The organism is Streptomyces sp. NPDC003042 (genome assembly GCF_053591315.1).
Map to the genome: position 1 here is coordinate 1 of NZ_JBSFTP010000059.1, position 26,671 is coordinate 26,671.

A 26,671-nucleotide genomic window follows, 5' to 3' on the forward strand; every position below is an offset into this window, starting at 1 on the left:
ACGAGGAACGAGGAGGAGCGCCCTTGAGGGGCCGGCCCGACACGGAGAGACGATGAGACTGACGGGAAACCCCCATACCCTCCCTGATCCCGGATAACGGGCCCCCGACCCCCACACCCCCGCCACGCTTCAACGTCCCCGCCCCACGGACGCCGCCCGCCCCCGCCCGCCCTTACAGGTAGTCCTCCAGCCGCCCGATCCTGTATCCCTGCTCCTGTATGCGCCGGAGCATGCGGGTCGTCATCTGGGGTTCCGTCGTGCCCTTGAGTTCCGAGGGGCCGCGGAAGTGGGCCAGGACGATGTCGCCGGGTTTGAGGTCGGAGCCCTCGGCGTACTGGAAGTCGTTTATCTGCATCGACGCGCGCCACAGGACGACCGAGGAGATACCGCACTCGGACGCCGCCTTGAGGGTGTCGTCGTTGTAGTTGCCGAACGGCGGCCGGAAGAGCGTCGGGCGTGAGCCGAAGCGCTTCTCCAGGCGCTCCTGCTGGCCGCATATCTCCGTCTTCTGCGCCGCGAAGGGCAGCGTGCGCAGGTTCGGATGCGTCAGGGTGTGGTTGTTTATCGTGCTGCCGGAGCCGTTGTCTCGGAGCTTCTCGAAGTGCCCGTAGTCCGACGAGGCCACGTTGTCTGTCAGGAACATGCTGATCGGCAGCTTGAGGTCGGCCGCCATCTTCAGGAACTCGGGGTCCTTCTCGGCGCCGTCGTCGAAGGTCAGGAAGACGACCTTGTCCGTCGGCGCGACGGGTATTCGGTCCAGTACGGCCGCCTTGCCCGGGGCGGGCTTGGGGAGTTGGGGCTTCTGGGCGGGCTTGGGGGCGTACTGGACGGGGGCCGTCAGGCCCCACTTCCGGTACGCCTCGTCCGCCGCCGTCCCGCCCGTCCCCGCCGCCGACCCCGGCGCCGCCGTCCCCGCCTGCGCCGGGCGCGAGGCGGGCGGGGACGCCGAGGGCGTCCCCGCGTCCGCGGCCTTGCGGCCCAGCCGTTCGATCGGGTCCACGCTGTTCCCGCACCCCGTCAGGGACAGCGCGAGCGCGCCGGCCGCCAGTGTTCCGGCCACCAGCCGGCGCGCGTCCATCACAGGTAGTCCTCCAAGCGGGCCACGGCGTACCCCTTTTCCGTGACGGTCTTCATGACATGACGGATCATGTCAGGCATCGTGCCCTTCCAGTCCTCCTTGCCCCGGAAGTGCGTCAGGATGATGTCACCGGGGTGGAGGTCGCGGTCCCATTCCCGGTAGTCCATGCGGTTCGTGAACGCCTCGGCGTTCCACAGCGGAACCGCCTTGATGCCGCAGGACTTCGCCGCGCGCAGGGTGTCCTGGTTGTAGTTGCCGTACGGCGGCCGGAAGAGGGTCGGCCGCTTGCCGAACTGCTTCTGGATCGTGTCCTGCTGGCCGCAGATCTCCTGGCGCTGCTTCTCGTACGACAGCGCCGGCATGTAGCGGTGGTTGAGGGTGTGGTTGTTCAGGGTGACGCCCGCGGCCTGCATCTGCTTGAAGTACGGGTAGTTCTCGCGCACGAGGTAGTCGCTGAGGAACGCCGTGTACGGGATCTTCAGCTCCCGCATCATCTTCAGGAACTCGGGATCCTTCTCCGCGCCGTCGTCGATCGTCAGGAAGACGACCTTGTCCTCCGTCGGGACGGTGGTGAAGACCGGCGGCAGTTCGTCGCCGTCCTCCACCTCGAAGCCGTCGCGGGTTTCGATCTCCGGCTTCTCCTTGGGCGCGGCCGGGGCGGTGAGCGGCATCTTGGCCAGGCCCCATCGCTTCACGGCGGCGATCCGGGCCTGCTGGGCCGCCTTGGCCTTCTCGGCCTGGCTGAGGTGCGCGCCCGCCGCCCCCGCGGCGGCCCCGGCGCCCTGGCCGGGCTTGGCCTTGGCCGGTTTCTCGGACTCCCCCGCGCCGCATCCCGTCCCCAGAGCGGCCACGAGCAGTGCGGCGAGGGCGACCCCGTACCGGCCGCGCGGACGCGCCGCGGGCCGGTGACCAAACTGCGTGATATTTCCCTTTTGTCGTACAAGCTGCATAGCAGCGGATCCTTACACCACTCAGCCGCGCCGCACGGCCGACACCACGGCCGGGCTCCGCCCTTCCACCGGCTGGCCCACAATGAACTGGTGACCCCCGAAGACTTCGCCGCGCTCCTCACCCCGCCCGGCCGCGCCCTCCTGGACTCGCTCCGCGACTACGACCCCGCCCAGGAGATCGCCGTCGCCACCCGGCTGCGGCGCGAGCACCCCGCCGGGCTCGTCTCGGCCGCACTCGGGCAGGCCCGGCTGCGTCAGCGGGCGGTGGCGAAGTTCGGGGCCGAGGACGCGTTCCGGATGTACTTCACGCCCGGCGGCGGCGAGATGGCCACCCGCGCCTCGGTGGCCTCGTACCGCGCGGGCCGGCTGGCGGCGCTCGGCGTACGGAGCGTCGCGGACCTGTGCTGCGGCATCGGCGGGGACGCCCTCGCCCTGGCCCGGCTCGGGATCCGGGTGCTCGCGGTGGACCTCGACCCCCTGACCGTCGCGGTCGCGCGGGCCAACGCCGAGGCTCTGGGCCTGGCGGACCTGATCGAGGTCCGCCAGGCGGATGTGACGGACGTGGACGTGTCCGCGTACGACGCGGTGTTCATCGACCCGGCGCGGCGCGGCGGGCGCGGCCGGATCTTCGACCCGGAGTCGTACTCGCCGCCGCTGTCCTGGGCCGTGGAGGCGGCCCGTACGGCGGAACACGCCGCCATCAAGATCGCCCCCGGGATCCCGCACGAGGCGGTGCCGCAGGACGCCGAGGCCGAGTGGATCTCCGACCACGGGGACGTGAAGGAGGCTGTGCTGTGGTTCGGGACGGCCCCCGGCACCGTGCGCGCCACCCTGCTGCCCGGACCGCGCGAGCTGCGGACCGCCGACCCGCTGCCCGACCCGGAGGCGGGCCCGGTCGGCCGCTGGCTCTACGAGCCGGACGGGGCCGTGATCCGCGCCCACCTCGTCGCCGAGGTCGCGGAGCAGCTCGGCGGCCGGCTCATCGACCCGACCATCGCCTACATCACCGCCGACGAACTGCGCGCGACCCCGTACGCCACCGCGTACGAGATCACGGACGTGCTGCCCTTCGGCCTGAAGAAGCTGAAGGCGCTGCTGCGCGAGCGCGAGGTCGGGATCCTGACCGTGAAGAAGCGCGGCTCGGCGATCGAGCCGGAGGAGCTGCGCAGGAAGGTCAAACCGCAGGGTCCGCACTCCGCGACGGTCTTCCTGACCCGGGTCGCGGGGGCTCCGTCGATGCTGATCGGCTCGCCGGCGGTGGAGTAGGCGCCCCGCATGGCGCCGGGCCGGGGGTCAGCCCGGCCGGTCCGCGAGCGCCGGGGCGGTCAGCGGCGGGCGGCGGAAGGCGCGTACCGCCCAGCGGTAGTGGGTGCCCGCCTTGGCAGCGCCCAGCAGGCCGGTGATCCACAGGATCATGCCGACTCCCATGAAGTACGTGAACTCCCCGTACGCGCTCTCGCCCGGCCGCACCCCGCCCGCGGCCGCGAAGGCCACGCAGAGCCCGGTCACGCCGAGCGCGAGGGAGGCCGTCAGCCACACCAGGCTCCGGGCGGGGGCGCGCAGCCGGCTGTCGGTGGCGGGGTCGTGGCCCGCCTCGAACCAGGCGTGCAGCAGCCGGCGCACCCGCCGCTCCTGCCGGACGCCCCACGCGAACCAGAGTCCGGCGGGCACCAGCACGCCGAGCCCGATCAGGCCGAAGACCACCCCGAAGAGGTACGAGATCGGGTCGCCCGACTCGAAGGACATCGCGGCCATGCCGACGAAGCTCCAGCCGAGCACGAAGACGGCCGCGACGGCCCAGAACAGCAGCAACCGCCCGAGGCCCAGACTGCGCCGGCTCAGGTCCGCCAGGAAACGCGCACGGTCGGCCCGTAAGACGGCCTCGTCCAGCCACTCGCGCAGGTGCGCGGGTGGAGGAGGAGGCGGGAGGTCGCGACTAGACATGCGCATGACCATAGCGTCACGGCGTCCAAGCGCGCCGGAGGCCGCTTCGAGCGCCCGGCGGCTCAGCCCTCCGTGACCTCCACCGACTCGAACCGCCAGCGGTGCACCGCCCGGGCGATCAGGTCGGCGGCCGGCTCCGGCAGTTCGGGCAGCTCCGCCGCGAGCCCCTCGGCGGTCTCCCACCAGGTGATCACGAGCACCCGGTCCTGCGCGCCGCGCAGGACCTCGCGGCGCACCGGCTCCCGGGCGAGGACCTGCGAGCGGGCCCACTCCAGCAGCTCGTTGCCCCGCCCGTCGACGGCGCGGGCTTCCCACATCAGCGCGACGGTGCTCATGAGTAGAGGTTGTCCTTGCTCAGCTCGTGCACGTGGTCATGGTCGTGGGTGTGGCCGTGGCCGTGGCCATGGGGCTCGGCGCCCGGCACGTGCGGTTCCGTCACCGGCAGCGAGGAGTCGGCGGACAGGTCCCAGTCGGAGGCCGGCCGGTTCCGCTTGACCATCTCCGCGCCCAGCGCCGCGACCATCGCGCCGTTGTCCGTGCACAGCTTCGGCCGCGGCACCCGCAGGATGATCCCCGCGTCGTCACAGCGCTCCTGCGCGAGCGAGCGCAGCCGGGAGTTGGCCGCCACACCGCCGCCGATCATCAGGTGGTCGACGCCCTCGTCCTTGCACGCGCGGATCGCCTTGCGCGTCAGCACGTCCACCACGGCCTCCTGGAAGGACGCCGCCACGTCGCGCACCGGCACCTCCTCCCCCGCCTTGCGCTTCGCCTCGATCCAGCGGGCCACCGACGTCTTGAGGCCGGAGAAGGAGAAGTCGTACGCCGCGTCGCGCGGCCCCGTCAGCCCGCGCGGGAAGTGGATCGCCTTCGGGTCGCCCTCGCGCGCGAGCCGGTCGATGACCGGACCGCCGGGGAAGCCCAGCTGGAGCACGCGGGCGATCTTGTCGAAGGCCTCGCCCGCGGCGTCGTCGATGGTCGCGCCGAGCGGCCGGACGTCGGAGGTGATGTCCGGGGCCAGCAGCAGCGAGGAGTGACCGCCGGACACCAGCAGCGCCATGGTGGGCTCCGGCAGCGGCCCGTGCTCCAGCTGGTCGACGCAGATGTGGGAGGCGAGGTGGTTGACCCCGTAGAGCGGCTTGCCCAGGGCGTACGCGTACGCCTTCGCCGCCGAGACGCCCACCAGCAGCGCCCCCGCCAGGCCCGGACCGGCGGTGACCGCGATGCCGTCGAGGTCGCGGGCGCTGACCCCGGCCTCCTTCAGTGCGCGCTCGATGGTGGGGACCATCGCCTCCAGGTGGGCCCGCGAGGCCACCTCGGGCACGACGCCGCCGAAGCGGGCGTGCTCGTCGACGCTCGACGCGATCGCGTCCGCGAGCAGCGTGGTGCCGCGGACGATGCCGACGCCGGTCTCGTCGCAGGAGGTCTCGATGCCGAGGACGAGAGGTTCGTCAGCCATTGCTCTCACAGCTCTCAGTTCGTGCTTGTGCGGGGTCGGTCAGTCGCATGACGAGCGCGTCGACGTTGCCGGGCTGGTAGTAGCCGCGCCGGAAGCCGATGGGCTCGAAGCCGAAGCGCTCGTAGAGCTTCTGGGCGCGGGTGTTGTCCACCCGCACCTCCAGCAGCACCTCGGCGCACTCGAAGGCGGTCGCGGCGCGCAGCAGCTCGGTGAGGAGCCGGGCACCGAGCCCGGTCCCCCACTGGTCGCGCGCGGCGGCGATGGTCTGTACGTCGGCCAGGTCGCCCGCGGCGGACAGCCCGGCGTAGCCGACGATGCGGCCGGTTCCGGGCTCTTCGGCGACGAGGTAGCGGCGGGTGGCCAGCGGGCCGCGCGCGTGGGCGAGTTCGGACCAGAACATTCCGGCGGACCAGGCGTCCTCGGGGAACAACTCGTGCTCCAGTTCCAGTACGGGCTCGATGTCCCACCAGCGCATGTCGCGCAGCGTGGCGGTCGGGGCCGTCACTTGGGGGTGACCACCTTGTAGTTCTTGGGCACCTGCGCGTCGGGCCGGCGCAGGTAGAGGGGGGTCGGCGGCAGGCCGCCGGCGTTCTCGAACGGCGTCCCGGCCGCCAGCCGTTCCGCGGCCAGCGCCGCGAGGGCGGCGGCCGACTGGTGCACGGGCTCGCGCGCGTCGGGGAAGACCTCGGGGTACAGCGCCGCGCCCTGGCCCACCGCGGGGAGGCCCGCGACGCGCTCGGCGATGTCGGCCGGGCGGTCCACGGCGGGCTCCCCGATCCGGGTGCGGGGGTCCTCGTACCGCGCCCAGTAGACCTCCTTGCGCCGCGCGTCGGTGGCGACGGTGAAGGGGCCCTCGATACCGGCGGTGCCCGCGGCGTACGCGAGCCCGTCGAGGGTGCACAGGCCGTGGACCGGGACGCCGAGGACGGCGGCGAAGGTGGAGGCGGTGACGAGGCCGACGCGCAGTCCGGTGTAGGGGCCGGGGCCGACGCCGACGACGACGCCGGTGACGGCTTCGAGCTTCACCCCGGCCTCGGCGAGGACCGCGTCCACGGAGGGCAGCAGGAGCTCCCCGTGGCGGCGGGCGTCGACCTGGTTCGACTCGGCGAGCACGGACTCCCCGTCGTACAGGGCGACGGTGACGGCGGGCGTGGCGGTATCTACAGCGAGCAGGAGCACGCGAACAGCCTACGACTCCGGGCGGGGCCGCAATTGCGGCCGGGCGGCGGGCGGCTCGGCTGCTACCTTTCGACCGTACTGTCTAGGCAGCTCGGAGAGGTGGAGCAAGGGTGGCACGCAGCAGCTCGGGAATCGTGGCCGGGCTCACCGCCGCGGCGATCGTCGCCATCGGATTCCTCGGTTACCAGGCTTCGGCGACCGCGCCCGCACGCCCCGCGAAGGCGGCCCCGCAGGCCCCTTCGGACCCGTCGACGAGTCAGTCCCCCGCCAAGCAGGACCCCTCGAAGCCGGCAGCGCTGCCGGCCGATTCGGGGACCGGGGTGCGGGTCGTGTACTCGGTGTCCCAGAAGCGGGTGTGGCTGGTGGCCGAGGACGGCCGGGAGCCCCGGTCGTTCGCGGTGAAGCCCAGCACCGTGCACCCGGCGCCGGGCAGCTACGCGGTCAGCTCGCGCTCGGGCGCGGTCACCGGCTCGGACGGGGTGTCGATCGAGCACGTCGTACGGTTCACCAGCACGGACGGCATCGTGATCGGCTTCAGCGCCCGCGTGGACGGTTCGCTGCCGGAGCCGGACCCGACCCGCAAGACCGGCGGCATCCGGATGACGCGCGCGGACGGCGACGCGATGTGGGCCTTCGCGACGATCAGTTCGAAGGTCGTCGTCGTTCCCTGACGCGCCACCTTCACCCGTACGGGAACGTCAGGCCGCCTCGGACTCCGGGGCGGCCTCTCGCGTATGCGCCGGTTCCGGGCCGGCTTCCGACTCCGGCTCCGATTCGAGATCCGGATCCGGCTCCCGCACCGCGGGCCGCGCGCGCGGCGGCGTGGACACGGCCGTGGCGGCCGCGCCCGCCGCGAGCAGCGCCCGCATGGACACGGCGGGCTCTCGCTGCTCCGCACCTGCTGGCGACATGGCTCCTCCTGAACCCGGGACGCTGTACTTAGGTAGACCTAACCAGCGCTCGGTACCATGTCATCACGCGGCCCTCCACCAGCGCAATATTTTCCCGACGCGTTGTCGGTACGTTTTGCCGGGGGCGCCCCCCTCGGTCCCCGGGCGCCCCCGCGGTCCCCGGCGCGCCCGGTGCCTACCGCGCGCTCAGCCCGGCCAGCTCCGTACCGGCCCAGCGCGCCCCGACCCCGCGCACCGCCACCTCGCGCACGTCGTCCAGGACCTCCTCGTGGCCGACCGCCCGCCCGATGACCACGTGCAGCCGGTCCTCGGAGAGCTCCTCCACCTTGCCGTCGCCCCATTCCACGACCACCACGGATTCGGGCAGCGACACGTCGAGGTCCAGGTCCTCCATCTCGTCCAGCCCGCCGCCGAGCCGGTACGCGTCGACGTGCACCAGCGCCGGTCCGCCGCCGAGGGACGGGTGCACCCGGGCGATCACGAAGGTCGGCGAGGTCACCGCCCCGCGGACGCCGAGCCCCTCACCGAGGCCCCGGGTCAGAGTGGTCTTGCCCGCGCCGAGCTCGCCGCTCAGCAGGACGAGGTCGCCGGGGCGCAGGAGGCCGGCGAGGCGGCGGCCCAGCTCCTGCATGGAGTCGGGCGAGTCGACGGTGATCAGGGTTTCGGCGGCGGCCTCGGCCAGGACCTCAGCCGCCGGGCTGCGCGGCGCTTCCCGCGGTACTTCTTCCATACGTCCCCACGTTAGTCGCTGCGGGGACGGCTCCGGTGCGCGCGATCAGGTCGGCCAGCAGCCCGGTCACGGCGTCGGGGTGCTCCAGCATCACCAGGTGGCCGGCGTTCTCCAGCACCACCAGCTCGGCGGCCGGCAGCGCCTCCTTGATGACCACGCTGTGCCCGGGCGGGGTGATCATGTCCCGGTCCCCGGCGACGACGGTGACGGGGATGTTCGCGAACAGCTGGAGGGCGGCGCCCTTGTCGTGGGTCTGGAAGGCCGGGTAGAACTCGGCGACCACGTCGATCGGGGTCGCCTCGATCAGCCGCTCGGCGAAGCGCGCGACGCCCGGATCCACGTCCCGCGAGCCGAACGAGTACATCTTGATCATGCCCGCGAAGAGGTCCGCGGTGGCCCGTCGGCCCTTCTCCACCAGCTCCGCCTGCGAGCCGAGCGCCCTGAGCACGCCCGGCAGGACGCGGCGTACGGCGCTCATCCCGACGGCGGGCAGGCCGTAGGTGACCTCGTCGAGCCGGCCGCTGGAGGTGCCGACGAGGGCCACGGCGAGCACCCGGTCGCGGACCAGCTCCGGGAACTGCTCGGCGAAGGCCATGATGGTCATTCCGCCCATCGAGTGACCGACGAGGATCAGCGGACCGGCGGGCGCGGCGGCGTCGATGACGGCCTTCAGGTCGCGGCCGAGCTGGTCGATGGTCACCGCTTCGCCGTCGGCCTGGGCCAGGCCGCGCGCGCTGCGGCCGTGGCTGCGCTGGTCCCAGTAGACGGAGCGGACGACGCCGCGCAGGGCGGCCCGCTGGAAGTGCCAGGAGTCCTGGCCCAGGCAGTAGCCGTGGCAGAAGACGACGGTGGCGGCGGCCGTTTCCTTGCGCCCCAGGCGCCGTTTCCTGCCCTCCTCGGGCACTTCGTCGGCCTCGAAGTAGAGCTCGGTGCCGTCCTCGGCCCGGCAGATCCCCTCGGTGCCGCGCAAGGACCCGTAATCCCCGGCGGCGTCCAGCGCGAGTCGCGCCCGCATGCGGATGCCGCGGCCCACGGTGATCCGTTCGACCGCGACACCGGCCGCGGCGCCCGCCGCCAGGACACCGATGGCCGCGCCGGCCCAGCCTGCCTTGCGCCAGTTCTCGCTCACGCCGTCGCCGTCCTCACTCAGCCGCCCAGGTACACCCGGGGCACCCGGCCTCCGATACGAGTGACGATCTCATACGCGATCGTGTGCGCCGCTCGAGCCCAGTCCTCGGCGGTGGGTTCGCCACGCTCGGCGTCCCCGAAGAGGACGACCTCGTCACCGACGCGGGCGAGGTCCTGGCCGAGGTCCACGACGAACTGGTCCATGGCGATCCGCCCGGCGGCCTGCCGGATCCGGCCGCCGACCAGGGCCGGCCCGCGGCCGGATGCGCTGCGCGGGATGCCGTCGGCGTAACCGGCCGGGATCAGGGCGAGGTTCGACTCGGCCTCGGTGACGTAGTGGTGGCCGTAGCTCACCCCGTGCCCGGCGGGGACCCGCTTGACCATCGCGAGAGAGGCCTTGAGGGTCATGGCGGGGCGCAGGCCGAGCTGGGCGGGAGTGCCGAGCTCGGGCGCGGGCGACACGCCGTAGAGGGCGATGCCGGGGCGCACCAGGTCGAAGTGGCTGTCGGGAAGGGTCAGGGTGGCCGGCGAGTTGGCGAGGTGCCGGACCTCCGGCTCGACGCCCTCCTTCTCGGCGTACGCGAGCATGTCGCGGAAGGCGTCGAGCTGGAGCTGGATGGAGGGGTGGCCGGGTTCGTCCGCGCAGGCGAAGTGCGACCAGATACCCGTGACTCGGACGGTGCCCTCCGCCTCGGCGGCGACGGCCGCGCCCACCAGCTCGGCCCAGTCGGCGGGCTGACAGCCGTTGCGGCCGAGGCCGGTGTCGGCCTTGAGCTGGATACGGGCGCTACGGCCGGCCGCGCGCGCGGCGGCCCGTACCTCGTCCAGGGCCCACAGGCCGCTGACGGACACGTCCAGGTCGGCCTCGACGGCCTCCCGCCAGGGCCCGCCGGGGGTCCAGAGCCAGCACATGATCCGCCCCTCGACCCCGGCGGCGCGCAGCGCGAGCGCCTCGTCGGGGGTGGCGGTCCCGAGCCACGTGGCGCCGGCCTCCTGGGCCGCGAGGGCGCACTGCAGCATCCCGTGCCCGTAGGCATTCGCCTTGACGACGGCCATCAGCTCGGCCCGGGGCGCCCGTGCGCGCAGTGCGCGTACGTTCTCCCGTACCGCGTCAAGATCGATCTCGGCGTACACGCGCGTCGGTGTCTCGTTCATCCCCCACAGTCTCTCAGAACCCCCGCGACGCCCACCCCAGCCCAATCCGGCCCCGCCGGCGTTTGAGGCGCGGGGTCCGGGGCGGAGCCCCGGGAAGCCCGGGCGCAGCCCGGGGCCGCTCGCGCGACGGCGCCGCGGGGTCAGCCCGTGACCTCCCGCCACGCGACCGGCAGGAACTCGGCCACCTCCTGGGCCAACACCGGCGCACCACCGGCGGCCAGCCGACCGGCGGCCAGCCGACCGGCCACCCCGTGCAGATAGGCGGCCACCGCGCCCGCGTCGACCCCGTCCAGCCCGCCGGCCAGCAGCGACCCCGCCAGCCCGGACAGCACGTCGCCGCTCCCGGCGGTGGCGAGCCACGGGGTCCCGGTGGGGTTGACCCGGACCACACCGCCGCAGGACACCAGCGTCGTCGAGCCCTTCAGCAGGACGGTGGCCCCGTACCGCCCGGCCAGTTCCCGTACGGCGCCGAGCCGCCCGGCCTCCACCGACTCCCGCGACACCCCCAGCAGCGCCGCCGCCTCCCCGGCGTGCGGGGTCAGCAGGGTCGCCGCCCGGCGCGCCCGCACGACCCCGTCGTCCAGCCCGCGCAGCCCGTCGGCGTCCACCAGCACCGGTACGTCCGTGTCCGCGAGGGCCCGCGCGACCTCCGGGCCGCGCTCGTCGCCGAGCCCGGGGCCGACCACCCAGGCCTGCACCCGCCCGTGCCCGATCAGCGTCTCGGGATACCGGGCCAGCACGGCGTCCGCCGCAGGGCCCACGTACCGCACCGCCCCCGCGCCGCCGCGCAGCGCTCCGGCCACGGCCAGCACCGCCGCCCCCGGGTAGCGGGTCGACCCGGCGACGATGCCGACAACGCCGCGCCGGTACTTGTCGCTGGACGGCGTCGGCACCGGCAGCAGCCCCGCCACGTCGGCGTGATCCAGGGCCTCCACCTCGGGTGACGGCAGTTCCAGCCCGAGGTCCACCAGCCGCAGCGTGCCCGCCTTCGACGCCCCTGGGTCGATCAGCAGTCCCGGCTTGTACGCCCCGAAGGTCACCGTCACGTCGGCCGTGACGGCGGGCCCGGCGAGTTCGCCGGTGTCCGCGTCCACCCCGCTGGGCAGGTCCACGGCGACCACGACCGCGCCGTCGGGGATCCGCTCCACCAGTGCGGCGGCGCCGGGCCGCAGCGCGCCCTGGCCGCCGATTCCGACGAGCCCGTCCAGTACCAGGTCCGCCCGCGCCGGTACGGAGCCGCTCACCCGGCCGCCGGCGGCCAGCAGCGCGGCCATCCCGCCCACGTGCACCCGCGCGGAGTCCAGCGGTACGGCCGTCACCCCGGCGCCGCGCCGGGCCAGGCGGGCTCCGGCGTACAGCGCGTCGCCGCCGTTGTCCCCCGGCCCCACCAGCAGCACGACCCGCGCCCCGTACACCCGCGCCCCGTACAGCCGCTCCCGCCGCCGTCCCAGCAGCCCCGCGCACACGGCGGCCAGTCCGGCCGCCGCCCGCTGCATCAGGGCGCCTTCCGGCAGCCGGCTCATCAGCTCGCGCTCGGCGGCCCGTACGGTCTCCACGCTGTAAGCAGTACGCATGACACCAGCCTGCCCTGCCCGTCATCCCTCGGCGATCACCACGGCGGACGCGACACCGGCATCGTGGCTCAGCGAGATGTGCCAGGACTTCACGCCCAGCGCCACGGCCCGGGCCTCGACCGTGCCCCACACCCGCAGCCGCGGCCGGCCGGAGTCCTCCACGTAGACCTCGGCGTCGGTCCACAGCATTCCGCCGGGCGCGCCCAGGGCCTTGGCCAGTGCCTCCTTGGCGGCGAACCGCGCGGCGAGCGAGGCGATTCCGCGCCGCTCGCCGCTGGGCAGCGTCAACTCGGCGTCGACGAACAGCCGTTGCGCCATGTTCGGCGTCCGCTCCAGCGCCGCGCCGAACCGGTCGATCTCCGCAACGTCGATCCCCACACCGATAATCACAACGACAACCCCAACCCAACTACTCCACAGTGACCGATTTGGCGAGGTTACGCGGCTGGTCGACCTCGTTCCCCCGCGCCGTCGCCAGCTCGCACGCGAAGACCTGGAGCGGCACCGTCGCCACCAGCGGCTGGAGCAGCGTCGGCGTCGCGGGGATGCGGATCAGGTGGTCGGCGTACGGGACCACCGCCTCGTCACCCTCCTCCGCGATCACGATCGTCCGCGCACCGCGCGCCCTGATCTCCTGGATGTTCGACACGAGCTTGTCGTGGAGCACCGACCGCCCGCGCGGCGACGGCACGACCACGACCACCGGCATGTCCTTCTCGATGAGCGCGATCGGCCCGTGCTTGAGCTCGCCCGCCGCGAAGCCCTCGGCGTGCATGTACGCCAGCTCCTTGAGCTTGAGCGCACCCTCCAGCGCCACCGGGTACCCGACGTGCCGCCCCAAGAACAGCACGGTGTTCTTGTCCGCGAGCGAGCGCGCCAGCGCCCGTACGGGCTCCATCGTCTCCAGTACGGTGTCCACCGCCGCGGCGATGTCCGACAGCTCCCGGATCACCGCCTCGATCTCGTCGCCCCACTTCGTGCCCCGCACCTGTCCCAGGTACAGCGCGACGAGGTAGCAGGCGACCAGCTGCGTCAGGAACGCCTTGGTCGAGGCGACGGCCACCTCCGGACCGGCGTGCGTGTACAGCACCGCGTCCGATTCGCGGGGGATCGTCGACCCGTTCGTATTGCAGACGGCCAGCACCCTCGCACCCTGTTCCCGCGCGTGCCGCAGCGCCATCAGGGTGTCCATGGTCTCGCCGGACTGCGAGATCGCGATCACCAGCGTCCGCTGGTCCAGGATCGGGTCGCGGTAGCGGAACTCACTGGCCAGCTCGGTCTCGCACGGGATGCGGGTCCAGTGCTCGATGGCCAGCTTCGCGATCATGCCCGCGTGGTACGCCGTACCGCACGCCACGATCACGACCTTGTCGACCTCCCGGAGCACCGAGGTGGGGATGCGCACCTCGTCCAGGGTCAGCAGGCCGCTCGCGTCGATCCTGCCCAGGAGGGTGTCGGCGACAGCCTTCGGCTGCTCGGCGATCTCCTTGAGCATGAAGTAGTCATAGCCCCCCTTCTCGGCCGCCGAGGCGTCCCAGTCCACGTGGTACGCCCGAACGGACGCGGGCGCACCGTAGAAGTCGGTCACCGTGACCCCGTCGCGGCGGAGTTCGACGACCTGGTCCTGCCCCAGCTCGATCGCGGACCGGGTGTGGGCGATGAACGCGGCCACGTCCGAGGCGAGGAAGTTCTCACCTTCTCCAACGCCCACCACCAGGGGCGAGTTCCGCCGCGCGCCGACCACGGCGTCCGGTTCGTCGGCGTGCACCGCGACCAGCGTGAACGCGCCCTCCAGCAGCCGGCAGACCTGCCGCATCGCCTCGGTGAGGTCCCCGGTGCGCGCGAAGTGCTCGGCCAGCAGGTGCGCCACGACCTCGGTGTCCGTCTCGGACTCCAGCCGGTGCCCGCGCTCGGCCAGTTCGGCGCGCAGCGCGGCGAAGTTCTCGATGATGCCGTTGTGTACGACGGCCACCCGGCCGGCGTTGTCCAGGTGGGGATGGGCGTTGACGTCGGTGGGCCCGCCATGGGTCGCCCAACGGGTGTGCCCCAGGCCCGTGGAGCCGGCGGGCAGGGGGCGCGCGACCAGTTCCTTCTCGAGGTTGACGAGCTTTCCGGCCTTCTTGACGCTGGCGAGTCCCCCGTCGGCGAGCACGGCGACACCCGCCGAGTCGTAGCCGCGGTACTCCAGCCGCTTCAGTCCGGCGATGACCACATCGAGCGCCGACTGCGCTCCTACGTAACCCACAATTCCGCACATAGGCCGCAGGGTACGCCGTAGTTGTCCGTCGACCGGGTACCCCGACAAGACGAAAACCCCGCTCCGGTGAATTCACCGGAGCAGGGCTGACGGCCGTTCGAACAAGCGCGCCCCACCGGGCGGGCGGGCTTCAGCCCAGCTTCTTGACCTGCGCGTCGACGATGCTCTTGGGCAGCTCGGTCTTCAGGCCCCAGGTGTAGAAGGTGGCCAGGGAGTTGCCCTTGCGCACGACCACGAAGTGGGTGGTGGACTTCTCGCCGTCCTCCAGGTCCATGGGCGCGGTGTAGGACAGGGCCTCGTCGCCGCCGGTGACGGCCGCGCCCGGGGTGACGTTGTTGAGCTTGAGCTTCTCGCCCTCGGAGGTGACCGTGTACCCGGCGGCGCACGCAGTGCCCGCGGCCTTGACGGAGGCGAAGGCCTCCTCGGCGCCCTTGCCGTCGTACGAGGTGACGGTGACCAGGGTCTGGGCCCCGCCGATCGCCAGCAGGGCGGCCTCGATCTTCTGCTCGGGGGTGGCGTCCGCGCCCAGCTCCTTGGCCTTGACCTTGGCGCCGGTACGGCCGATGCCGGTGGCTGCGCCGATCTTCGCGGCCGACTGGATCTGGACCAGCGGCTTGCAGGCGGCGTTGTCGGCCTCGGCCGCGACCAGGGCGGCCTTGGCGGCGCTCTCGGGCGAGACCTTCTGGTCCGGGAGCTCCGCCTGGGTGACGACCAGAGCCGCCACCTCGGCGTCCGTCTTGCCCTTCGCGGCGGGCGCCGCGGAGGTCGCCGGGGCGCTGGCCCCGGCGGACGGCTTGGCGTCCGTCTTCTTGTCGGCGTCACCGGAGCCGCAGGCGGTGGCCAGCACGGCCAGGGACACCGCGGACGCGGTCAGGACGGTACGACGGACAAGAGCGGTACGCACGAAGGATCTCCCCCAGGGAACGACAGGACAGCCGGAATCCAGTGATCCAGGCTGCGGTGATCAGTAATGTACGGGTCAATCGATCACGCGACCGGCCGATTTTCCGGCCCACGCCCGATCGTGATGGCGACGAGATCCGCTGTGGCCCTGATCGAGACCGGATCGCGTACAACCTCACCGGACGCCCTCCCCGCCCTACGTGACCGACCCCACCACCCACAACGGCCGCCGAGCCCCGACAATGGCCGTGTGATCACATCGCCGACGCGTTGCACGCCGGACCGCGCAACGGAGCGCACCGGCCCCCGCCGGGTGCCCGACGCCTCCCCCTACGTCGACCTCACCCGTGCGGAGTGGAGCGCCCTGCGCGAGCGGACGCCCCTGCCGCTGACGGCGGACGAGGTCGAGCGGCTGCGCGGCCTCGGCGACGTCATCGACCTCGACGAGGTGCGGGACGTCTACCTCCCGCTCTCGCGCCTCCTGAACCTCTACGTCGGCGCCACCAGCAACCTGCGCGGCACCCTGAACACCTTCCTCGGTGACGCGGGCAACGGCCACGGCGCCCAGCAGGGCACCCCCTTCGTCATAGGGGTCGCCGGCTCGGTCGCCGTCGGCAAGTCCACCGTGGCCCGTCTGCTCCAGGCACTGCTCGCCCGCTGGCCCGAGCACCCCCGTGTGGAGCTGGTCACCACGGACGGCTTCCTCTACCCGATGAAGGAGCTCCAGCGGCGCGGCCTGACCTCCCGCAAGGGCTTCCCGGAGTCCTACGACCGCCGTGCGCTCACCCGCTTCGTCGCCGACATCAAGGCGGGCAAGGACGAGGTCACGGCCCCGGTCTACTCGCACCTGATCTACGACATCGTCCCGGGCGAGCAGCTCGTCGTACGCCGCCCGGACATCCTCATCGTCGAGGGGCTCAACGTCCTCCAGCCCGCCCTGCCGGGCAAGGACGGCCGGACCCGCGTCGGCCTCGCCGACTACTTCGACTTCAGCGTGTACGTGGACGCGCGCCCCGAGGACATCGAGCGCTGGTACCTGGGCCGCTTCCGCAAGCTGCGCGAGACCGCCTTCCAGAATCCTTTCTCCTACTTCCGCAAGTACACGCAGGTCTCCGAGGAGGAGGCCATGGAGTACGCGCAGACGATGTGGCGGACCATCAACCGGCCCAACCTGCTGGAGAACGTGGCCCCCACCCGCGGCCGTGCCACCCTCGTCGTCCGCAAGGGCCCGGATCACAAGGTGCAGAAACTCAGTCTGCGCAAGCTGTAGCCGATCCACTGGCTAAGGTGCGGGGATGCTGCATCTGCGGATGATCACCCCGCACGACCTCACCGACGAAGTGGTCTCGCTCGTCGAGAAGACGGTCGGGACCACCCATCTGGCCGTACTGGCGGGCGCTGCCCGCGATCCGGTGGGCGATGTGGTGATGTGTGACGTGGCCCGTGAATCCGCCGACGAGCTGCTCGCCGAGCTCCGCGCCATACGGCTGGACGAGCGGGGTTCCATCGCCGTCGAGAACATCGACCTCTCCCTCTCCCGGACGGCCGACGAGGCGGAGGACGAGGCTCCGGGGGATCCCGCCGACGCGGTGATCTGGGAGCAGCTGACCGAGGCGACCCACGAGGAGTCCACCCTCTCCGTCACCTACCTGGCGTTCCTCTCCCTCGCGACGATGATCGCGGCCTGCGGTGTGGTGCTCGACAACGCGATCCTGATCGTGGGCGCGATGGCGGTCGGCCCGGAGTTCGGCCCGCTCGCCGGTGTCTGTACGGGTCTGGTCCAGCGGGTGCCGCGGCTGGCGGCGCGCTCGCTGACCGCGCTGCTGGTGGGCTTCGCGACGGCGATCGTGGCGACCACCGGGTTCAGCCTGCTGATGGACTCGCTCGGCCAGTTCGACCCCGGCATGCTCGACAACCCGCGCCCGAACACGAGCTTCATCTGGCAGCCGGACCCGTTCTCCTTCATCGTGGCCCTGCTGGCCGGCGCGGCCGGGGTCCTGTCGCTGACCTCGGCGAAGTCCGGCGCGCTGGTCGGCGTGGCCATCTCGGTGACCACCGTTCCGGCCGCCGCCAACGCCGCCGTGGCGCTCAGCTACGGCGACCTCGGCCAGATGTGGGGCTCCGCCGAGCAGCTCCTGCTGAACCTCGGCGGCATCATGCTCGCGGGCTCCCTGACGCTCCTGGCCCAGAAACTGCTGTGGCGCACCCAGCAGAACCGGATGCTCCGGTCGCCGGATGTGCCACCACGCATCGTCAAGTGACGCACCACCATGTGACGCACCACCATGTGAAGGGCTAGGGCGTGTTTCGAAAGTCCCGCCTGGCCCGCGACGCCTGGCACGCGCACTCGCTGCGTTGTCGGAGTCATCCAAGTACGTCCAGTACGAGGATGATCCTCCGCCTTGCGATTGCACGCACCAGACGCCGTGGGCCCCGCCCTGCGGGCGGACGGCGCTACTTTCGAAACACGCCCTAGCCCAGCGCCGACTTCACGACGTCCGCCAGCCGCCCGGCGACCGCGCGGGCCTGCTCGATGTCGGCGGCCTCCACCATCACCCGTACGAGTGGCTCCGTACCGGACGGACGCAGCAGCACCCGCCCGGTGGCGCCCAGCTCGCGCTCGGCGTCGGCGACGGCGACCGCCAGCTCGGCCGAGGTCCCGACCCGGGACCTGTCCACGTCGGGCACGTTGATCAGGATCTGCGGGAGCCGCTTCATGACCCCGGCCAGGTCGGCCAGCGTGCGCCCGGTGGCCGCGACCCGCGCCGCCAGCAGCAGCCCGGTGAGCGTGCCGTCGCCGGTCGTCGCGTGGTCGAGGATGATCACGTGGCCCGACTGCTCACCGCCGAGCGCGTAGCCGTTCTCCTTCATCGACTCCAGCACGTAGCGGTCGCCGACCCCGGTCTGCACGACCGCGATGCCCTCGGACTCCATGGCCAGCTTGAAGCCCAGGTTGGACATGACGGTGCCGACCACGGTGTTCTCGCGCAGCCCGCCCGCTTCGCGCATGGCCAGGGCCAGCACCGCGAGGATCTGGTCTCCGTCCACCTCCGCGCCGGTGGCGTCCACCGCGAGGCAGCGGTCGGCGTCGCCGTCGTGCGCGATGCCGAGGTCGGCCCCGTGCTCGACGACGGCCTGCTTCAGCAGGTCCAGGTGGGTGGAGCCGCAGCCGTCGTTGATGTTCAGCCCGTCGGGCTCGGCGCCGATGGTGACGATCTCCGCACCCGCCCGGGTGAAGGCCTCGGGCGAGACGAAGGCGGCCGCGCCGTGCGCCTCGTCCAGGACGACCTTGAGCCCGCCGAGCCGGTTCGGCAGGACGCCGATGAGGTGGGCGACGTACTTGTCGAAGCCCTCGTCGTAGTCGGAGACCCGGCCGACGCCGGAGCCGGTGGGCCGGTCCCAGGGCGCGCCCGTACGGTGCTCCTCGTAGACGGACTCGATCCGGTCCTCCAGGTCGTCGGCGAGCTTGTGGCCGCCGCGCGCGAAGAACTTGATGCCGTTGTCGGGCATCGCGTTGTGGCTGGCGGAGAGCATCACGCCGAGGTCGGCGCCCAGCGCACCGGTGAGATACGCCACCGCCGGGGTGGGCAGCACACCGACGCGCAGGACGTCCACGCCCGCGCTCGCGAGGCCCGCGACGACCGCGGCCTCCAGGAACTCGCCCGACGCACGAGGATCGCGGCCGACGACCGCGGTGGCCCGGTGGCCCGCGAAGGTGCCCGCCTCGGCCAGTACATGTGCGGCCGCCACGGAGAGGCCGAGCGCGAGCTCAGCCGTCAGATCCGCGTTGGCGACGCCTCGTACACCGTCCGTCCCGAAGAGTCGTCCCACTGTTGTCCTCCCGAGTTCACGCTTCGCTTGTGACCGCTTGTGACAGGTATTTGCCGCTTGTGGCGGTAAACGAACCGCCCCGACAGCACAGAGAGTGCTGCCGGGGCGGTTTCGTTGCAGAACAGCAGGCGCAGATTAACGCTTGCTGTACTGCGGAGCCTTACGGGCCTTCTTGAGACCGGCCTTCTTGCGCTCGACCGCACGGTCGTCGCGGGAGAGGAAGCCGGCCTTCTTCAGCGCCGGGCGGTTGTTGTCGACGTCCGCCTCGTTCAGCGCACGGGCCACGCCGAGGCGCAGGGCACCGGCCTGACCGGAGACGCCGCCACCCGAGATGCGGGCGATGACGTCGTAGCGGTTGTCGAGCTCAAGGAGCTTGAACGGCTCGTTGACTTCCTGCTGGTGCACCTTGTTGGGGAAGTAGTCCTCAAGGGTGCGACCGTTGATCTTCCACTTGCCGGTGCCCGGAACGATCCGGACGCGGGCGATGGCGTTCTTGCGACGGCCCAGGCCGGCGGCCGGCTGGGGGTCGCCGAAGCGGCCGGCAAGGGACTCGGAGGTGTAGTCGCCTTCGACGACGGCCTCGGACTCGCTGGTGTACTCCTCGACGTTGCCCTCGAACTCTTCGACGGGGGTCGTCTCGGCGGTGGTCTCGGCCACGATGCTCCTCAGAATTTTCTACGTCTTAGGGGGTGTGGCCGGAACTACTGCGCGACCTGGGTGATCTCGAACGGCACCGGCTGCTGGGCAGCGTGGGGGTGCTGGTCGCCCGAGTAGACCTTCAGCTTCGAAAGCATGTGACGGCCCAGGGTGTTCTTGGGGAGCATGCCCTTGATGGCCTTCTCGACGGCCTTCTCCGGGTTGTTCGCCAGGAGGTCGTCGTAGCGGACCGAACGCAGACCACCCGGGTAACCGGAGTGGCGGTACGCCATCTTCTGGGTCGCCTTGTTGCCGGACAGGTGAACCTTGTCGGCGTTGACGATGATGACGAAGTCGCCCATGTCCATGTGGGGGGCATAGGTCGGCTTGTGCTTGCCCCGCAGGAGGGCAGCGGCCTGGGTCGCCAGACGGCCGAGGACCACGTCCTGGGCGTCGATGACGAGCCACTGGCGCGAGATGTCGCCGGGCTTGGGGCTGAACGTACGCACGCGTATGCCTTCGCTTCTTCAGTGGTGGGTCATCCCCGGGGGGTGAGCCCGAAGGGACGGGTCCTGACATGGGTCACCACGGACGATCACGACAGCCCTGGTTCACATCGGGGACGCAACCCGTGTGTACCGCTGGTCATCGGCCCGGTGGACCGGCGTAAGGCCAATTCACGTGAGAATGAGCAAGCCAATACGCATAACGAACCAGCAGGATACCCGTGAAGACCTGGAAGGGTCAAAACGCGGTCCGCGACCCCGTCTCGACGGGGGTCGCGGTGCACTCCGGATCGGTCCTGGGTGGGGACCCCGCAGTTCGTACGGCCTCCAGCCTAACCCGGCCGGGCCGCAGCGCGCGCCGCGCCAGCAGCCCGGAGAGCGCGCACAAGGTCACCATGTCCCGGAACGCCCGCCGCTTGGCCTCCAACTCCGAGGGCCACGGAATGCCCGCCGTCTGGGGCACCAGAGCCAGCCAGAACCAGGGCGAGCGCGGCATCGAGCCCGCCCGCACCCCCGACGCCAGCAGCAGCGGAAGCACCACCAGCAGGTAGTGGTCGAAGGACGGCCGCGACACCAGGAATGCGGCGAGCATCACCATGCAGGCCGTCTCCACCAGCCTCAGCTCGCCCCCGTCGCCGTCGGCGGCCTCCGGACGCCGCCAGCGCCGCCAGGCCGCCCACAGCCCGCACCCGGCCCCCGCGAAGGCCACCAGCACCGCCAGCGGCGCCGGCACCCCGAGCCGGGGCAGCGCGGCGATCGGCGACGCGTCCCAGGGCAGCGCGTAGGAGTCCTGCCCCTGGAGTAGGAACGGCAGTGTCTTGGTGAAGAACAGCGTCGGGTTCGGCATCAGCAGCGCCCCGGCCAGCGACAGCCCCACCGGCACGCCCACCGCCACGGCCAGCCCCCGCCACCGCTGGGCCAGTACGAAGAGCAGCCCGAGCGGCACGAGCATCGGTTTACAGGCGATCGCCAGCCCCACCACCAGCCCGGCGGCCACCCACGACCGCCGGTGGGCGAGCAGCAGGGCCACCGGCAGCGCGGCCGCCGAGATCGCCGTCCAGTTCCCGATCAGCACCAGGTTCAGGTACGGCTTGTAGGCGAGCGCGAACAGCGCGAAACCACCGACCGCGAAGCGCGAGCACACCGGCACCGAGAACAGCCGCAGAGCGGCCCACCACCCGAGCCCCAGCAGCCCCGACATCCCCAGCGGCAACAGCCAGCGCAGCGCCGCCTGCGGCACCAGCGCCTCCGGCACCGCCATGATCACGGCGCTCGGCAGGTACAGGAACCGCTTGTCCTCGTACGGGGAGACCCCCGCCAGCAGCGCGTCGGCCGCCTTGACCACGAAGGCGTTGTCCGATCCCCAGTTCGCCCGCAGGCTCGTCGAGACCGCGATGGCGAGGAGGACGACGAGGGAGACCACCCGCAAGGACCGGGGCGCCGGCCTCAGCAGCCAGGCCACCAGCCGGTCCCCCGTGGACGCGTGGTCCCGCCGCGCGAACCAGATACGCATGAGCCAGATGCTAGGCCGCAGCCCCACAGCGCCTCCCCCTCGACCCGCCGAGGGGTGGTCGCCCCTAGCGCTTGCGTTCGACCCGACGTTCGTCCCACACGGGTTCCTGAGTCTCCCGTACAACACCGTCCGAACCGAAGACCAGATAACGGTCAAATGTGCGCGCGAACCAACGGTCGTGCGTGACACACAGCACAGTGCCGTCGTACGCCTCCAGGCCGTCCTGGAGGGCCTCCGCCGACTCCAGGTCCAGGTTGTCCGTCGGCTCGTCCAGCAGCAGCGCCGTCGTACCGGCCAGCTCCAGCAGCAGGATCTGGAAACGCGCCTGCTGGCCGCCCGAGAGCTTCTCGAACGGCTGGTCACCCTGACGCTCCAGCTCGTAGCGGCGCAGCACGGACATCGCCGCGCCCCGGTCCTTGGAGCATTCCGCCCACAGGATGTCGACGAGCGTGCGGCCGAACAGCTCCGGGTGGGCGTGCGTCTGCGCGAAATGGCCGGGAAGCACCCGCGCGCCCAGCTTCCACGTGCCCGAGTGCTTGACGTCCTCGCCCGCCAGCAGCCGCAGGAAGTGCGACTTCCCGGAGCCGTTCGAGCCGAGCACCGCGACCCGCTCCCCGTAGAAGACCTCCAGCGAGAACGGCTTCATCAGGCCGGTCAGCTCCAGGTTCTCCACCGTCAGCGCCCGCACGCCCGTACGGCCGCCCTTGAGCCGCATCCGGATGTCCTGCTCGCGCGGCGGCTCCGGCGGCGGGCCGGCCTCCTCGAACTTCTGGAAGCGGGTCTGCATCGCCCGGTAGCGCGAGGCCATGTCGGGGCTGCTCGCCGCCTGGTTGCGCAGCCGCAGCACCAGGGCCTTCAGCCGGGCGTGCTCCTCGTCCCAGCGGCGCTTGAGCTCCTCGAAGCGGGCGAAACGTTCCTTGCGGGCCTCGTGGTACGTGTCGAAGCCCGCGCCGTGCACCCACACGTCCGTGCCCATCGGGCCCGGCTCCAGGCTGATGATCTTCTCGGCCGCCCGGGACAGCAGCTCCCGGTCGTGCGAGACGAACAGCACGGTCTTGCGGGTGACCTTGAGCTGCTCCTCCAGCCACCGCTTGCCGGGGACGTCGAGGTAGTTGTCCGGCTCGTCGAGCAGCAGCACCTCGTCCGGCCCGCGCAGCAGCGCCTCCAGCACCAGCCGCTTCTGCTCACCGCCCGACAGCGTGCGCACCTCGCGGTACTGCGCGCTGTCGTACGGGATCGCCAGCGCGGCCATGGTGCAGACGTCCCACAGGGTCTCCGCCTCGTAGCCCTGGACGTCGGCCCAGTCGCTGAGCGCCTGCGCGTACGCCATCTGGGCGGACTCGTCGTCCACCGTCAAGATCAGGTGCTCGGCCCGGTCGACGGCCTTCGCCGCCTCCCGGATCCGCGGCTGCGCCACCGATACCAGCAGGTCACGCACGGTCGTCTCGTCCCGGACGGACCCCACGAACTGCGACATCACACCGAGCCCGCCGCTGATGGAGACCCCGCCGCCGTGCGGCTGGAGCTCCCCCGAGATCAGCTTGAGCAGGGTGGTCTTGCCCGCCCCGTTCGCCCCCACCAGGGCGACGACCGAGCCCTCCCCCACGCGGAAGGAGACGTCGGGGAGCAGTACCCGCCCGTCGGGAAGGTAGTACTCCAGGTGGCCGGCTTCGAGATGTCCCATGCCGCGCATTGTCCAGGCAGGGCGCGATCCGCCCAAACCGATAAACGTCCCCGCTCAGCAGCAGCCGGCTCCGGGCAGGGTGCGCAGGTTCCGCGCCTCCTTGCTGCGGGCGGCCAGCAGCTCGTCCGCCGGGTAGCCGACCTCCTCCAGGGTGAGCCCGTGCGGCTTCACCACGTGCACCGAGGAGTCCCGTACGCCCGCGGCCAGCACCTGTCCGGGCCACTCCACCGGCCGGTGCCCGTCGCCCACGTGCAGCAGGGCGCCGACCAGCGAGCGGACCATGTTGTGGCAGAAGGCGTCGGCGCGGACGGTCGCGGTGACGATCCCGTCCTCGGCCCGCTCCCAGCTGAGCTGCTGGAGCGTACGGATGGTCGTGGCGCCCTCGCGCTTCTTGCAGTACGCGGCGAAGTCGTGCTCCCCGAGCAGCACGGCGGCCGCCTGGTTCATGGCGTCCACGTCGAGCGGCCACTGGTGCCACAGCACGTGCCCACGGCGAAGCGGGTCCACGCCGGCCCGGTGGTCGCCGACCCGGTAGGCGTAGCGGCGCCAGATGGCCGAGAACCGGGCGTTGAAGCCCTCGGGGGCCCGCGCGGCCCTCCAGACCCGTACGTCGTGCGGGAGGCGGCCCGCGAGGCGGCGCAGCAGCTTGTCCTGGTGCTCGGCCCACACCTCCTCGGCCAGGTCGAACTGCGCGACCTGCCCGCGGGCGTGCACACCGGCGTCCGTCCGCCCGGCCACGGTCAGCTCGACCGGCTCGGACAGCCGCATCACGGTCTTCAGGGCGGACTCCAGCTCCCCCTGCACGGTCCGCAGCACGCGCTGCTTCGCCCAGCCGGAGAAGTCCTTGCCGTCGTAACTCAGGTCCAGCCGCACCCGGACGTGTCCGGGCTCCACCTCGTCACTCACGTGACCGATCCTCTCGCTGCGTCTTTCGGACGAACGGCAAACGGGCCCGCCCCGGAAGGGGGCGGGCCCGTTCAGAGCCGTTCAAGCAAGCGTGATCCCGAAGGATCAGGCCTCCTTGACCTAACTACTTAGCCGACTCGTCGGCGGGCTCAGCGGGGGTCTCGGTGGCCTCGGCCTTGGCCTCCGCCTCCTTGACCGCGCGCTTGGTGGCGGCCTCGGCCTCACCAGTGGCCTGCTGGGCGACCGTCAGGGCCTCGACCAGCTCGATGACCGCCATCGGGGCGTTGTCGCCACGACGGTTGCCGATCTTGGTGATGCGCGTGTAACCACCGGGGCGGTTCTCGTAGCGCGGGGCGATCTCGGTGAACAGCGTGTGCACGATGCTCTTGTCCGTGATCGTCTGCAGCACCAGGCGACGGTTGTGGATGTCGCCCTTCTTGGCCTTGGTGACCAGACGCTCGGCGTAGGGACGCAGGCGGCGGGCCTTGGCCTCGGTGGTGGTGATGCGGCCGTGCTCGAAGAGCGCCTTCGCGAGGTTCGCGAGGAGGTGCTTCTCGTGCGCGGCGCTGCCGCCCAGACGGGCACCCTTTGCGGGACGCGGCATGGAATTACTCCTTCATATCTGCACCGGCCGTGTCAGGTACCGGTGTCAGTTCCCCCGGAGCGGCTGCCCCGCGGAAGTAGAACAAGCCCGGCCGGCGATTGAGGCGAGAGCCTCAGCCGCCGGCGACGGGAAGAATCAGTACTGCTCGGTCTCGACGAAACCGGCGTCCGCGTCGTCGTCGGCGCCGAAGGCGTCGGCGGCAGCGGTCGGGTCGAATCCGGGCGGGCTGTCCTTGAGGGCCAGGCCCATGCCGGCCAGCTTCGCCTTGACCTCGTCGATCGACTTCGCACCGAAGTTGCGGATGTCGAGCAGGTCCGCCTCGGAGCGGGCCACGAGCTCACCCACGGAGTGGATGCCCTCGCGCTTGAGGCAGTTGTACGAGCGGACCGTGAGCTCGAGCTCCTCGATCGGCAGCGCCAGATCGGCGGCGAGCGCGGCGTCCGTCGGGGACGGGCCCATGTCGATGCCCTCGGCGTCGATGTTGAGCTCGCGCGCCAGACCGAACAGCTCGACCAGGGTCTTACCGGCGGACGCCATGGCGTCACGCGGGCGCATGGCCTGCTTGGTCTCGACGTCGACGATCAGCTTGTCGAAGTCGGTGCGCTGCTCGACTCGGGTCGCCTCGACCTTGTAGGTGACCTTGAGGACCGGGCTGTAGATGGAGTCGATCGGGATGCGACCGATCTCCTGGCCCAGCTGCTTGTTCTGGACGGCGGAGACGTAGCCGCGACCGCGCTCGACGGTCAGCTCCATCTCCAGCTTGCCCTTGCCGTTGAGCGTGGCGAGGACCAGGTCCGGGTTGTGCACCTCGACACCGGCCGGGGGCGCGATGTCGGCAGCGGTGACCAGGCCGGGACCCTGCTTGCGCAGGTACATCACGACCGGCTCGTCGTGCTCCGAGGAGACGACCAGCTGCTTGATGTTGAGGATGATGTCGGTGACGTCTTCCTTGACACCCGGCACGGTGGTGAACTCGTGCAGGACGCCGTCCACGCGGATGCTGGTGACCGCTGCACCCGGGATCGAGGACAGGAGGGTACGGCGCAGGGAGTTGCCGAGGGTGTAGCCGAAGCCCGGCTCGAGCGGCTCGATCACGAACCGCGAGCGGTACTCGTCGACGACCTCTTCGGTCAGCGAAGGACGCTGAGCGATAAGCATGTCTGTGTTCCTTCAGTCGTGGACGCCCACTATTTGACGCCCGACGGACGCAGCGCGAGCTGCGGACTTACAAGGGTACGGGCGGCACGTCCCCCGCGAAGGGTTCGTACCGCCCGGACACTCAAGAACGCACAAGTGCGTCCGCTGCGTCAGACGCGGCGGCGCTTCGGCGGGCGGCAGCCGTTGTGCGGGGTGGGGGTGACGTCCTGGATCGAGCCGACCTCGAGGCCAGTGGCCTGGAGGGAGCGGATCGCGGTCTCGCGGCCGGAGCCCGGACCCTTGACGAAGACGTCAACCTTGCGCATGCCGTGCTCCTGCGCGCGGCGGGCGGCCGACTCGGCGGCCATCTGCGCGGCGAAGGGGGTGGACTTGCGCGAGCCCTTGAAGCCGACGTGGCCGGCGGAGGCCCAGGAGATCACGTTGCCCGCGGGGTCCGTGATCGACACGATGGTGTTGTTGAACGTGCTCTTGATGTGGGCGTGCCCATGAGCGACGTTCTTCTTTTCCTTGCGGCGCACCTTCTTGGCAGCGCCCTGACGACCCTTGGGGGGCATCTAAATCTCCTACG

Annotated in this window: 28 protein-coding genes; 4 read left to right on the plus strand and 24 right to left on the minus strand. The window is 71.6% G+C overall.

Annotated features, from left to right (window positions below; translation table 11 throughout):
• Positions 1-172: 172 nt before the first annotated feature.
• Positions 173-1,078, minus strand: coding sequence for a polysaccharide deacetylase family protein (locus ACWDYJ_RS25450; RefSeq protein WP_451567908.1), 906 nt, complete (start codon positions 1,076-1,078; stop codon positions 173-175).
• Positions 1,078-2,028 carry a polysaccharide deacetylase family protein gene (locus tag ACWDYJ_RS25455; RefSeq protein ID WP_451567909.1) on the minus strand — a complete coding sequence of 317 codons (951 nt, stop codon included), beginning with the start codon at positions 2,026-2,028 and terminating at the stop codon, positions 1,078-1,080. Before ACWDYJ_RS25455 ends, ACWDYJ_RS25450 begins: the two co-directional genes overlap by 1 nt.
• A gap of 90 nt (positions 2,029-2,118) precedes the next feature.
• On the opposite strand from ACWDYJ_RS25455, the gene ACWDYJ_RS25460 reads away from it, so the two are divergent.
• Positions 2,119-3,294 carry a class I SAM-dependent methyltransferase gene (locus ACWDYJ_RS25460; protein WP_451567910.1) on the plus strand — a complete coding sequence of 392 codons (1,176 nt, stop codon included), beginning with the start codon at positions 2,119-2,121 and terminating at the stop codon, positions 3,292-3,294.
• Positions 3,295-3,321: 27 nt separating this feature from the next.
• Here the strand turns inward: ACWDYJ_RS25460 and ACWDYJ_RS25465 are convergent, their stop codons facing one another.
• From ACWDYJ_RS25465 to tsaB, 5 genes are all read right to left on the minus strand, one after another.
• Complete coding sequence (locus ACWDYJ_RS25465; RefSeq protein WP_451567911.1) at positions 3,322-3,972, minus strand: hypothetical protein; 651 nt, start codon at positions 3,970-3,972, stop codon at positions 3,322-3,324.
• 62 nt (positions 3,973-4,034) lie between these two features.
• Complete coding sequence (locus ACWDYJ_RS25470; RefSeq protein ID WP_451567912.1) at positions 4,035-4,307, minus strand: hypothetical protein; 273 nt, start codon at positions 4,305-4,307, stop codon at positions 4,035-4,037.
• The gene (gene tsaD, locus ACWDYJ_RS25475) at positions 4,304-5,428 is read right to left on the minus strand and encodes a tRNA (adenosine(37)-N6)-threonylcarbamoyltransferase complex transferase subunit TsaD (protein ID WP_451567913.1); all 1,125 of its coding nucleotides are present in this window, start codon (positions 5,426-5,428) and stop codon (positions 4,304-4,306) included. Before tsaD ends, ACWDYJ_RS25470 begins: the two co-directional genes overlap by 4 nt.
• Entirely contained in the window at positions 5,421-5,933 is a 513-nt protein-coding gene (gene rimI, locus ACWDYJ_RS25480; protein WP_451567914.1) for a ribosomal protein S18-alanine N-acetyltransferase, read from the minus strand. Before rimI ends, tsaD begins: the two co-directional genes overlap by 8 nt.
• A complete protein-coding gene (tsaB, locus tag ACWDYJ_RS25485; protein ID WP_451567915.1) occupies positions 5,930-6,607 on the minus strand; it encodes a tRNA (adenosine(37)-N6)-threonylcarbamoyltransferase complex dimerization subunit type 1 TsaB in 678 nt (225 codons plus the stop codon). The genes rimI and tsaB overlap by 4 nt, the downstream gene beginning before the upstream one ends.
• A gap of 110 nt (positions 6,608-6,717) precedes the next feature.
• Between tsaB and ACWDYJ_RS25490 the strand changes: the two genes are divergently transcribed.
• A complete protein-coding gene (locus ACWDYJ_RS25490) occupies positions 6,718-7,278 on the plus strand; it encodes a hypothetical protein (protein WP_451567916.1) in 561 nt (186 codons plus the stop codon).
• A 27-nt stretch (positions 7,279-7,305) separates the two neighbouring features.
• Here the strand turns inward: ACWDYJ_RS25490 and ACWDYJ_RS25495 are convergent, their stop codons facing one another.
• The 8 genes from ACWDYJ_RS25495 to ACWDYJ_RS25530 all read right to left on the minus strand — a co-directional run bounded on the left by ACWDYJ_RS25495 (position 7,306) and on the right by ACWDYJ_RS25530 (position 15,266).
• Positions 7,306-7,518, minus strand: coding sequence for a hypothetical protein (locus ACWDYJ_RS25495; RefSeq protein WP_451567917.1), 213 nt, complete (start codon positions 7,516-7,518; stop codon positions 7,306-7,308).
• A 175-nt stretch (positions 7,519-7,693) separates the two neighbouring features.
• The gene (gene tsaE, locus ACWDYJ_RS25500) at positions 7,694-8,248 is read right to left on the minus strand and encodes a tRNA (adenosine(37)-N6)-threonylcarbamoyltransferase complex ATPase subunit type 1 TsaE (RefSeq protein WP_451567918.1); all 555 of its coding nucleotides are present in this window, start codon (positions 8,246-8,248) and stop codon (positions 7,694-7,696) included.
• Positions 8,205-9,377, minus strand: coding sequence for an alpha/beta fold hydrolase (locus tag ACWDYJ_RS25505; RefSeq protein WP_451567919.1), 1,173 nt, complete (start codon positions 9,375-9,377; stop codon positions 8,205-8,207). Before ACWDYJ_RS25505 ends, tsaE begins: the two co-directional genes overlap by 44 nt.
• A gap of 17 nt (positions 9,378-9,394) precedes the next feature.
• Positions 9,395-10,531: an alanine racemase gene (alr, locus tag ACWDYJ_RS25510; protein WP_451567920.1), complete on the minus strand. Its 1,137-nt coding sequence runs from the start codon at positions 10,529-10,531 to the stop codon at positions 9,395-9,397.
• A 140-nt stretch (positions 10,532-10,671) separates the two neighbouring features.
• Positions 10,672-12,105, minus strand: a complete 1,434-nt coding sequence (locus tag ACWDYJ_RS25515) for an NAD(P)H-hydrate dehydratase (protein ID WP_451567921.1) — start codon at positions 12,103-12,105, stop codon at positions 10,672-10,674.
• Positions 12,106-12,126: 21 nt separating this feature from the next.
• On the minus strand, positions 12,127-12,495 hold the full coding sequence (locus tag ACWDYJ_RS25520) for a holo-ACP synthase (protein WP_451567922.1): 369 nt from the start codon (positions 12,493-12,495) through the stop codon (positions 12,127-12,129).
• Positions 12,496-12,514: 19 nt separating this feature from the next.
• Positions 12,515-14,362 carry a glutamine--fructose-6-phosphate transaminase (isomerizing) gene (gene glmS, locus ACWDYJ_RS25525; protein ID WP_451567923.1) on the minus strand — a complete coding sequence of 616 codons (1,848 nt, stop codon included), beginning with the start codon at positions 14,360-14,362 and terminating at the stop codon, positions 12,515-12,517.
• A 130-nt stretch (positions 14,363-14,492) separates the two neighbouring features.
• On the minus strand, positions 14,493-15,266 hold the full coding sequence (locus ACWDYJ_RS25530) for a hypothetical protein (RefSeq protein WP_451567924.1): 774 nt from the start codon (positions 15,264-15,266) through the stop codon (positions 14,493-14,495).
• 249 nt (positions 15,267-15,515) lie between these two features.
• Between ACWDYJ_RS25530 and coaA the strand changes: the two genes are divergently transcribed.
• Positions 15,516-16,535 carry a type I pantothenate kinase gene (gene coaA, locus ACWDYJ_RS25535; protein ID WP_451567925.1) on the plus strand — a complete coding sequence of 340 codons (1,020 nt, stop codon included), beginning with the start codon at positions 15,516-15,518 and terminating at the stop codon, positions 16,533-16,535.
• A 25-nt stretch (positions 16,536-16,560) separates the two neighbouring features.
• A complete protein-coding gene (locus ACWDYJ_RS25540) occupies positions 16,561-17,526 on the plus strand; it encodes a DUF389 domain-containing protein (protein ID WP_451567926.1) in 966 nt (321 codons plus the stop codon).
• A 211-nt stretch (positions 17,527-17,737) separates the two neighbouring features.
• On the opposite strand, the gene glmM is transcribed toward ACWDYJ_RS25540, so the two are convergent.
• The 9 genes from glmM to rpsK all read right to left on the minus strand — a co-directional run bounded on the left by glmM (position 17,738) and on the right by rpsK (position 26,657).
• Positions 17,738-19,096: a phosphoglucosamine mutase gene (gene glmM, locus ACWDYJ_RS25545; RefSeq protein WP_451567927.1), complete on the minus strand. Its 1,359-nt coding sequence runs from the start codon at positions 19,094-19,096 to the stop codon at positions 17,738-17,740.
• A gap of 135 nt (positions 19,097-19,231) precedes the next feature.
• The gene (gene rpsI / locus ACWDYJ_RS25550; protein WP_451567928.1) at positions 19,232-19,753 is read right to left on the minus strand and encodes a 30S ribosomal protein S9; all 522 of its coding nucleotides are present in this window, start codon (positions 19,751-19,753) and stop codon (positions 19,232-19,234) included.
• A 44-nt stretch (positions 19,754-19,797) separates the two neighbouring features.
• Entirely contained in the window at positions 19,798-20,241 is a 444-nt protein-coding gene (gene rplM, locus ACWDYJ_RS25555) for a 50S ribosomal protein L13 (protein WP_451567929.1), read from the minus strand.
• 235 nt (positions 20,242-20,476) lie between these two features.
• Entirely contained in the window at positions 20,477-21,751 is a 1,275-nt protein-coding gene (locus ACWDYJ_RS25560) for a glycosyltransferase family 87 protein (RefSeq protein WP_451567930.1), read from the minus strand.
• Positions 21,752-21,815: 64 nt separating this feature from the next.
• Positions 21,816-23,435 carry an ABC-F family ATP-binding cassette domain-containing protein gene (locus tag ACWDYJ_RS25565; RefSeq protein ID WP_451567931.1) on the minus strand — a complete coding sequence of 540 codons (1,620 nt, stop codon included), beginning with the start codon at positions 23,433-23,435 and terminating at the stop codon, positions 21,816-21,818.
• A gap of 54 nt (positions 23,436-23,489) precedes the next feature.
• Complete coding sequence (gene truA / locus ACWDYJ_RS25570) at positions 23,490-24,341, minus strand: tRNA pseudouridine(38-40) synthase TruA (protein WP_451567932.1); 852 nt, start codon at positions 24,339-24,341, stop codon at positions 23,490-23,492.
• A 124-nt stretch (positions 24,342-24,465) separates the two neighbouring features.
• Complete coding sequence (rplQ, locus tag ACWDYJ_RS25575; RefSeq protein WP_384537100.1) at positions 24,466-24,945, minus strand: 50S ribosomal protein L17; 480 nt, start codon at positions 24,943-24,945, stop codon at positions 24,466-24,468.
• Between the two features lie 135 nt (positions 24,946-25,080).
• On the minus strand, positions 25,081-26,103 hold the full coding sequence (locus tag ACWDYJ_RS25580) for a DNA-directed RNA polymerase subunit alpha (RefSeq protein ID WP_008739666.1): 1,023 nt from the start codon (positions 26,101-26,103) through the stop codon (positions 25,081-25,083).
• Between the two features lie 149 nt (positions 26,104-26,252).
• Positions 26,253-26,657, minus strand: coding sequence for a 30S ribosomal protein S11 (gene rpsK / locus ACWDYJ_RS25585; RefSeq protein ID WP_006376016.1), 405 nt, complete (start codon positions 26,655-26,657; stop codon positions 26,253-26,255).
• Between the last annotated feature and the right edge of the window lie 14 nt (positions 26,658-26,671).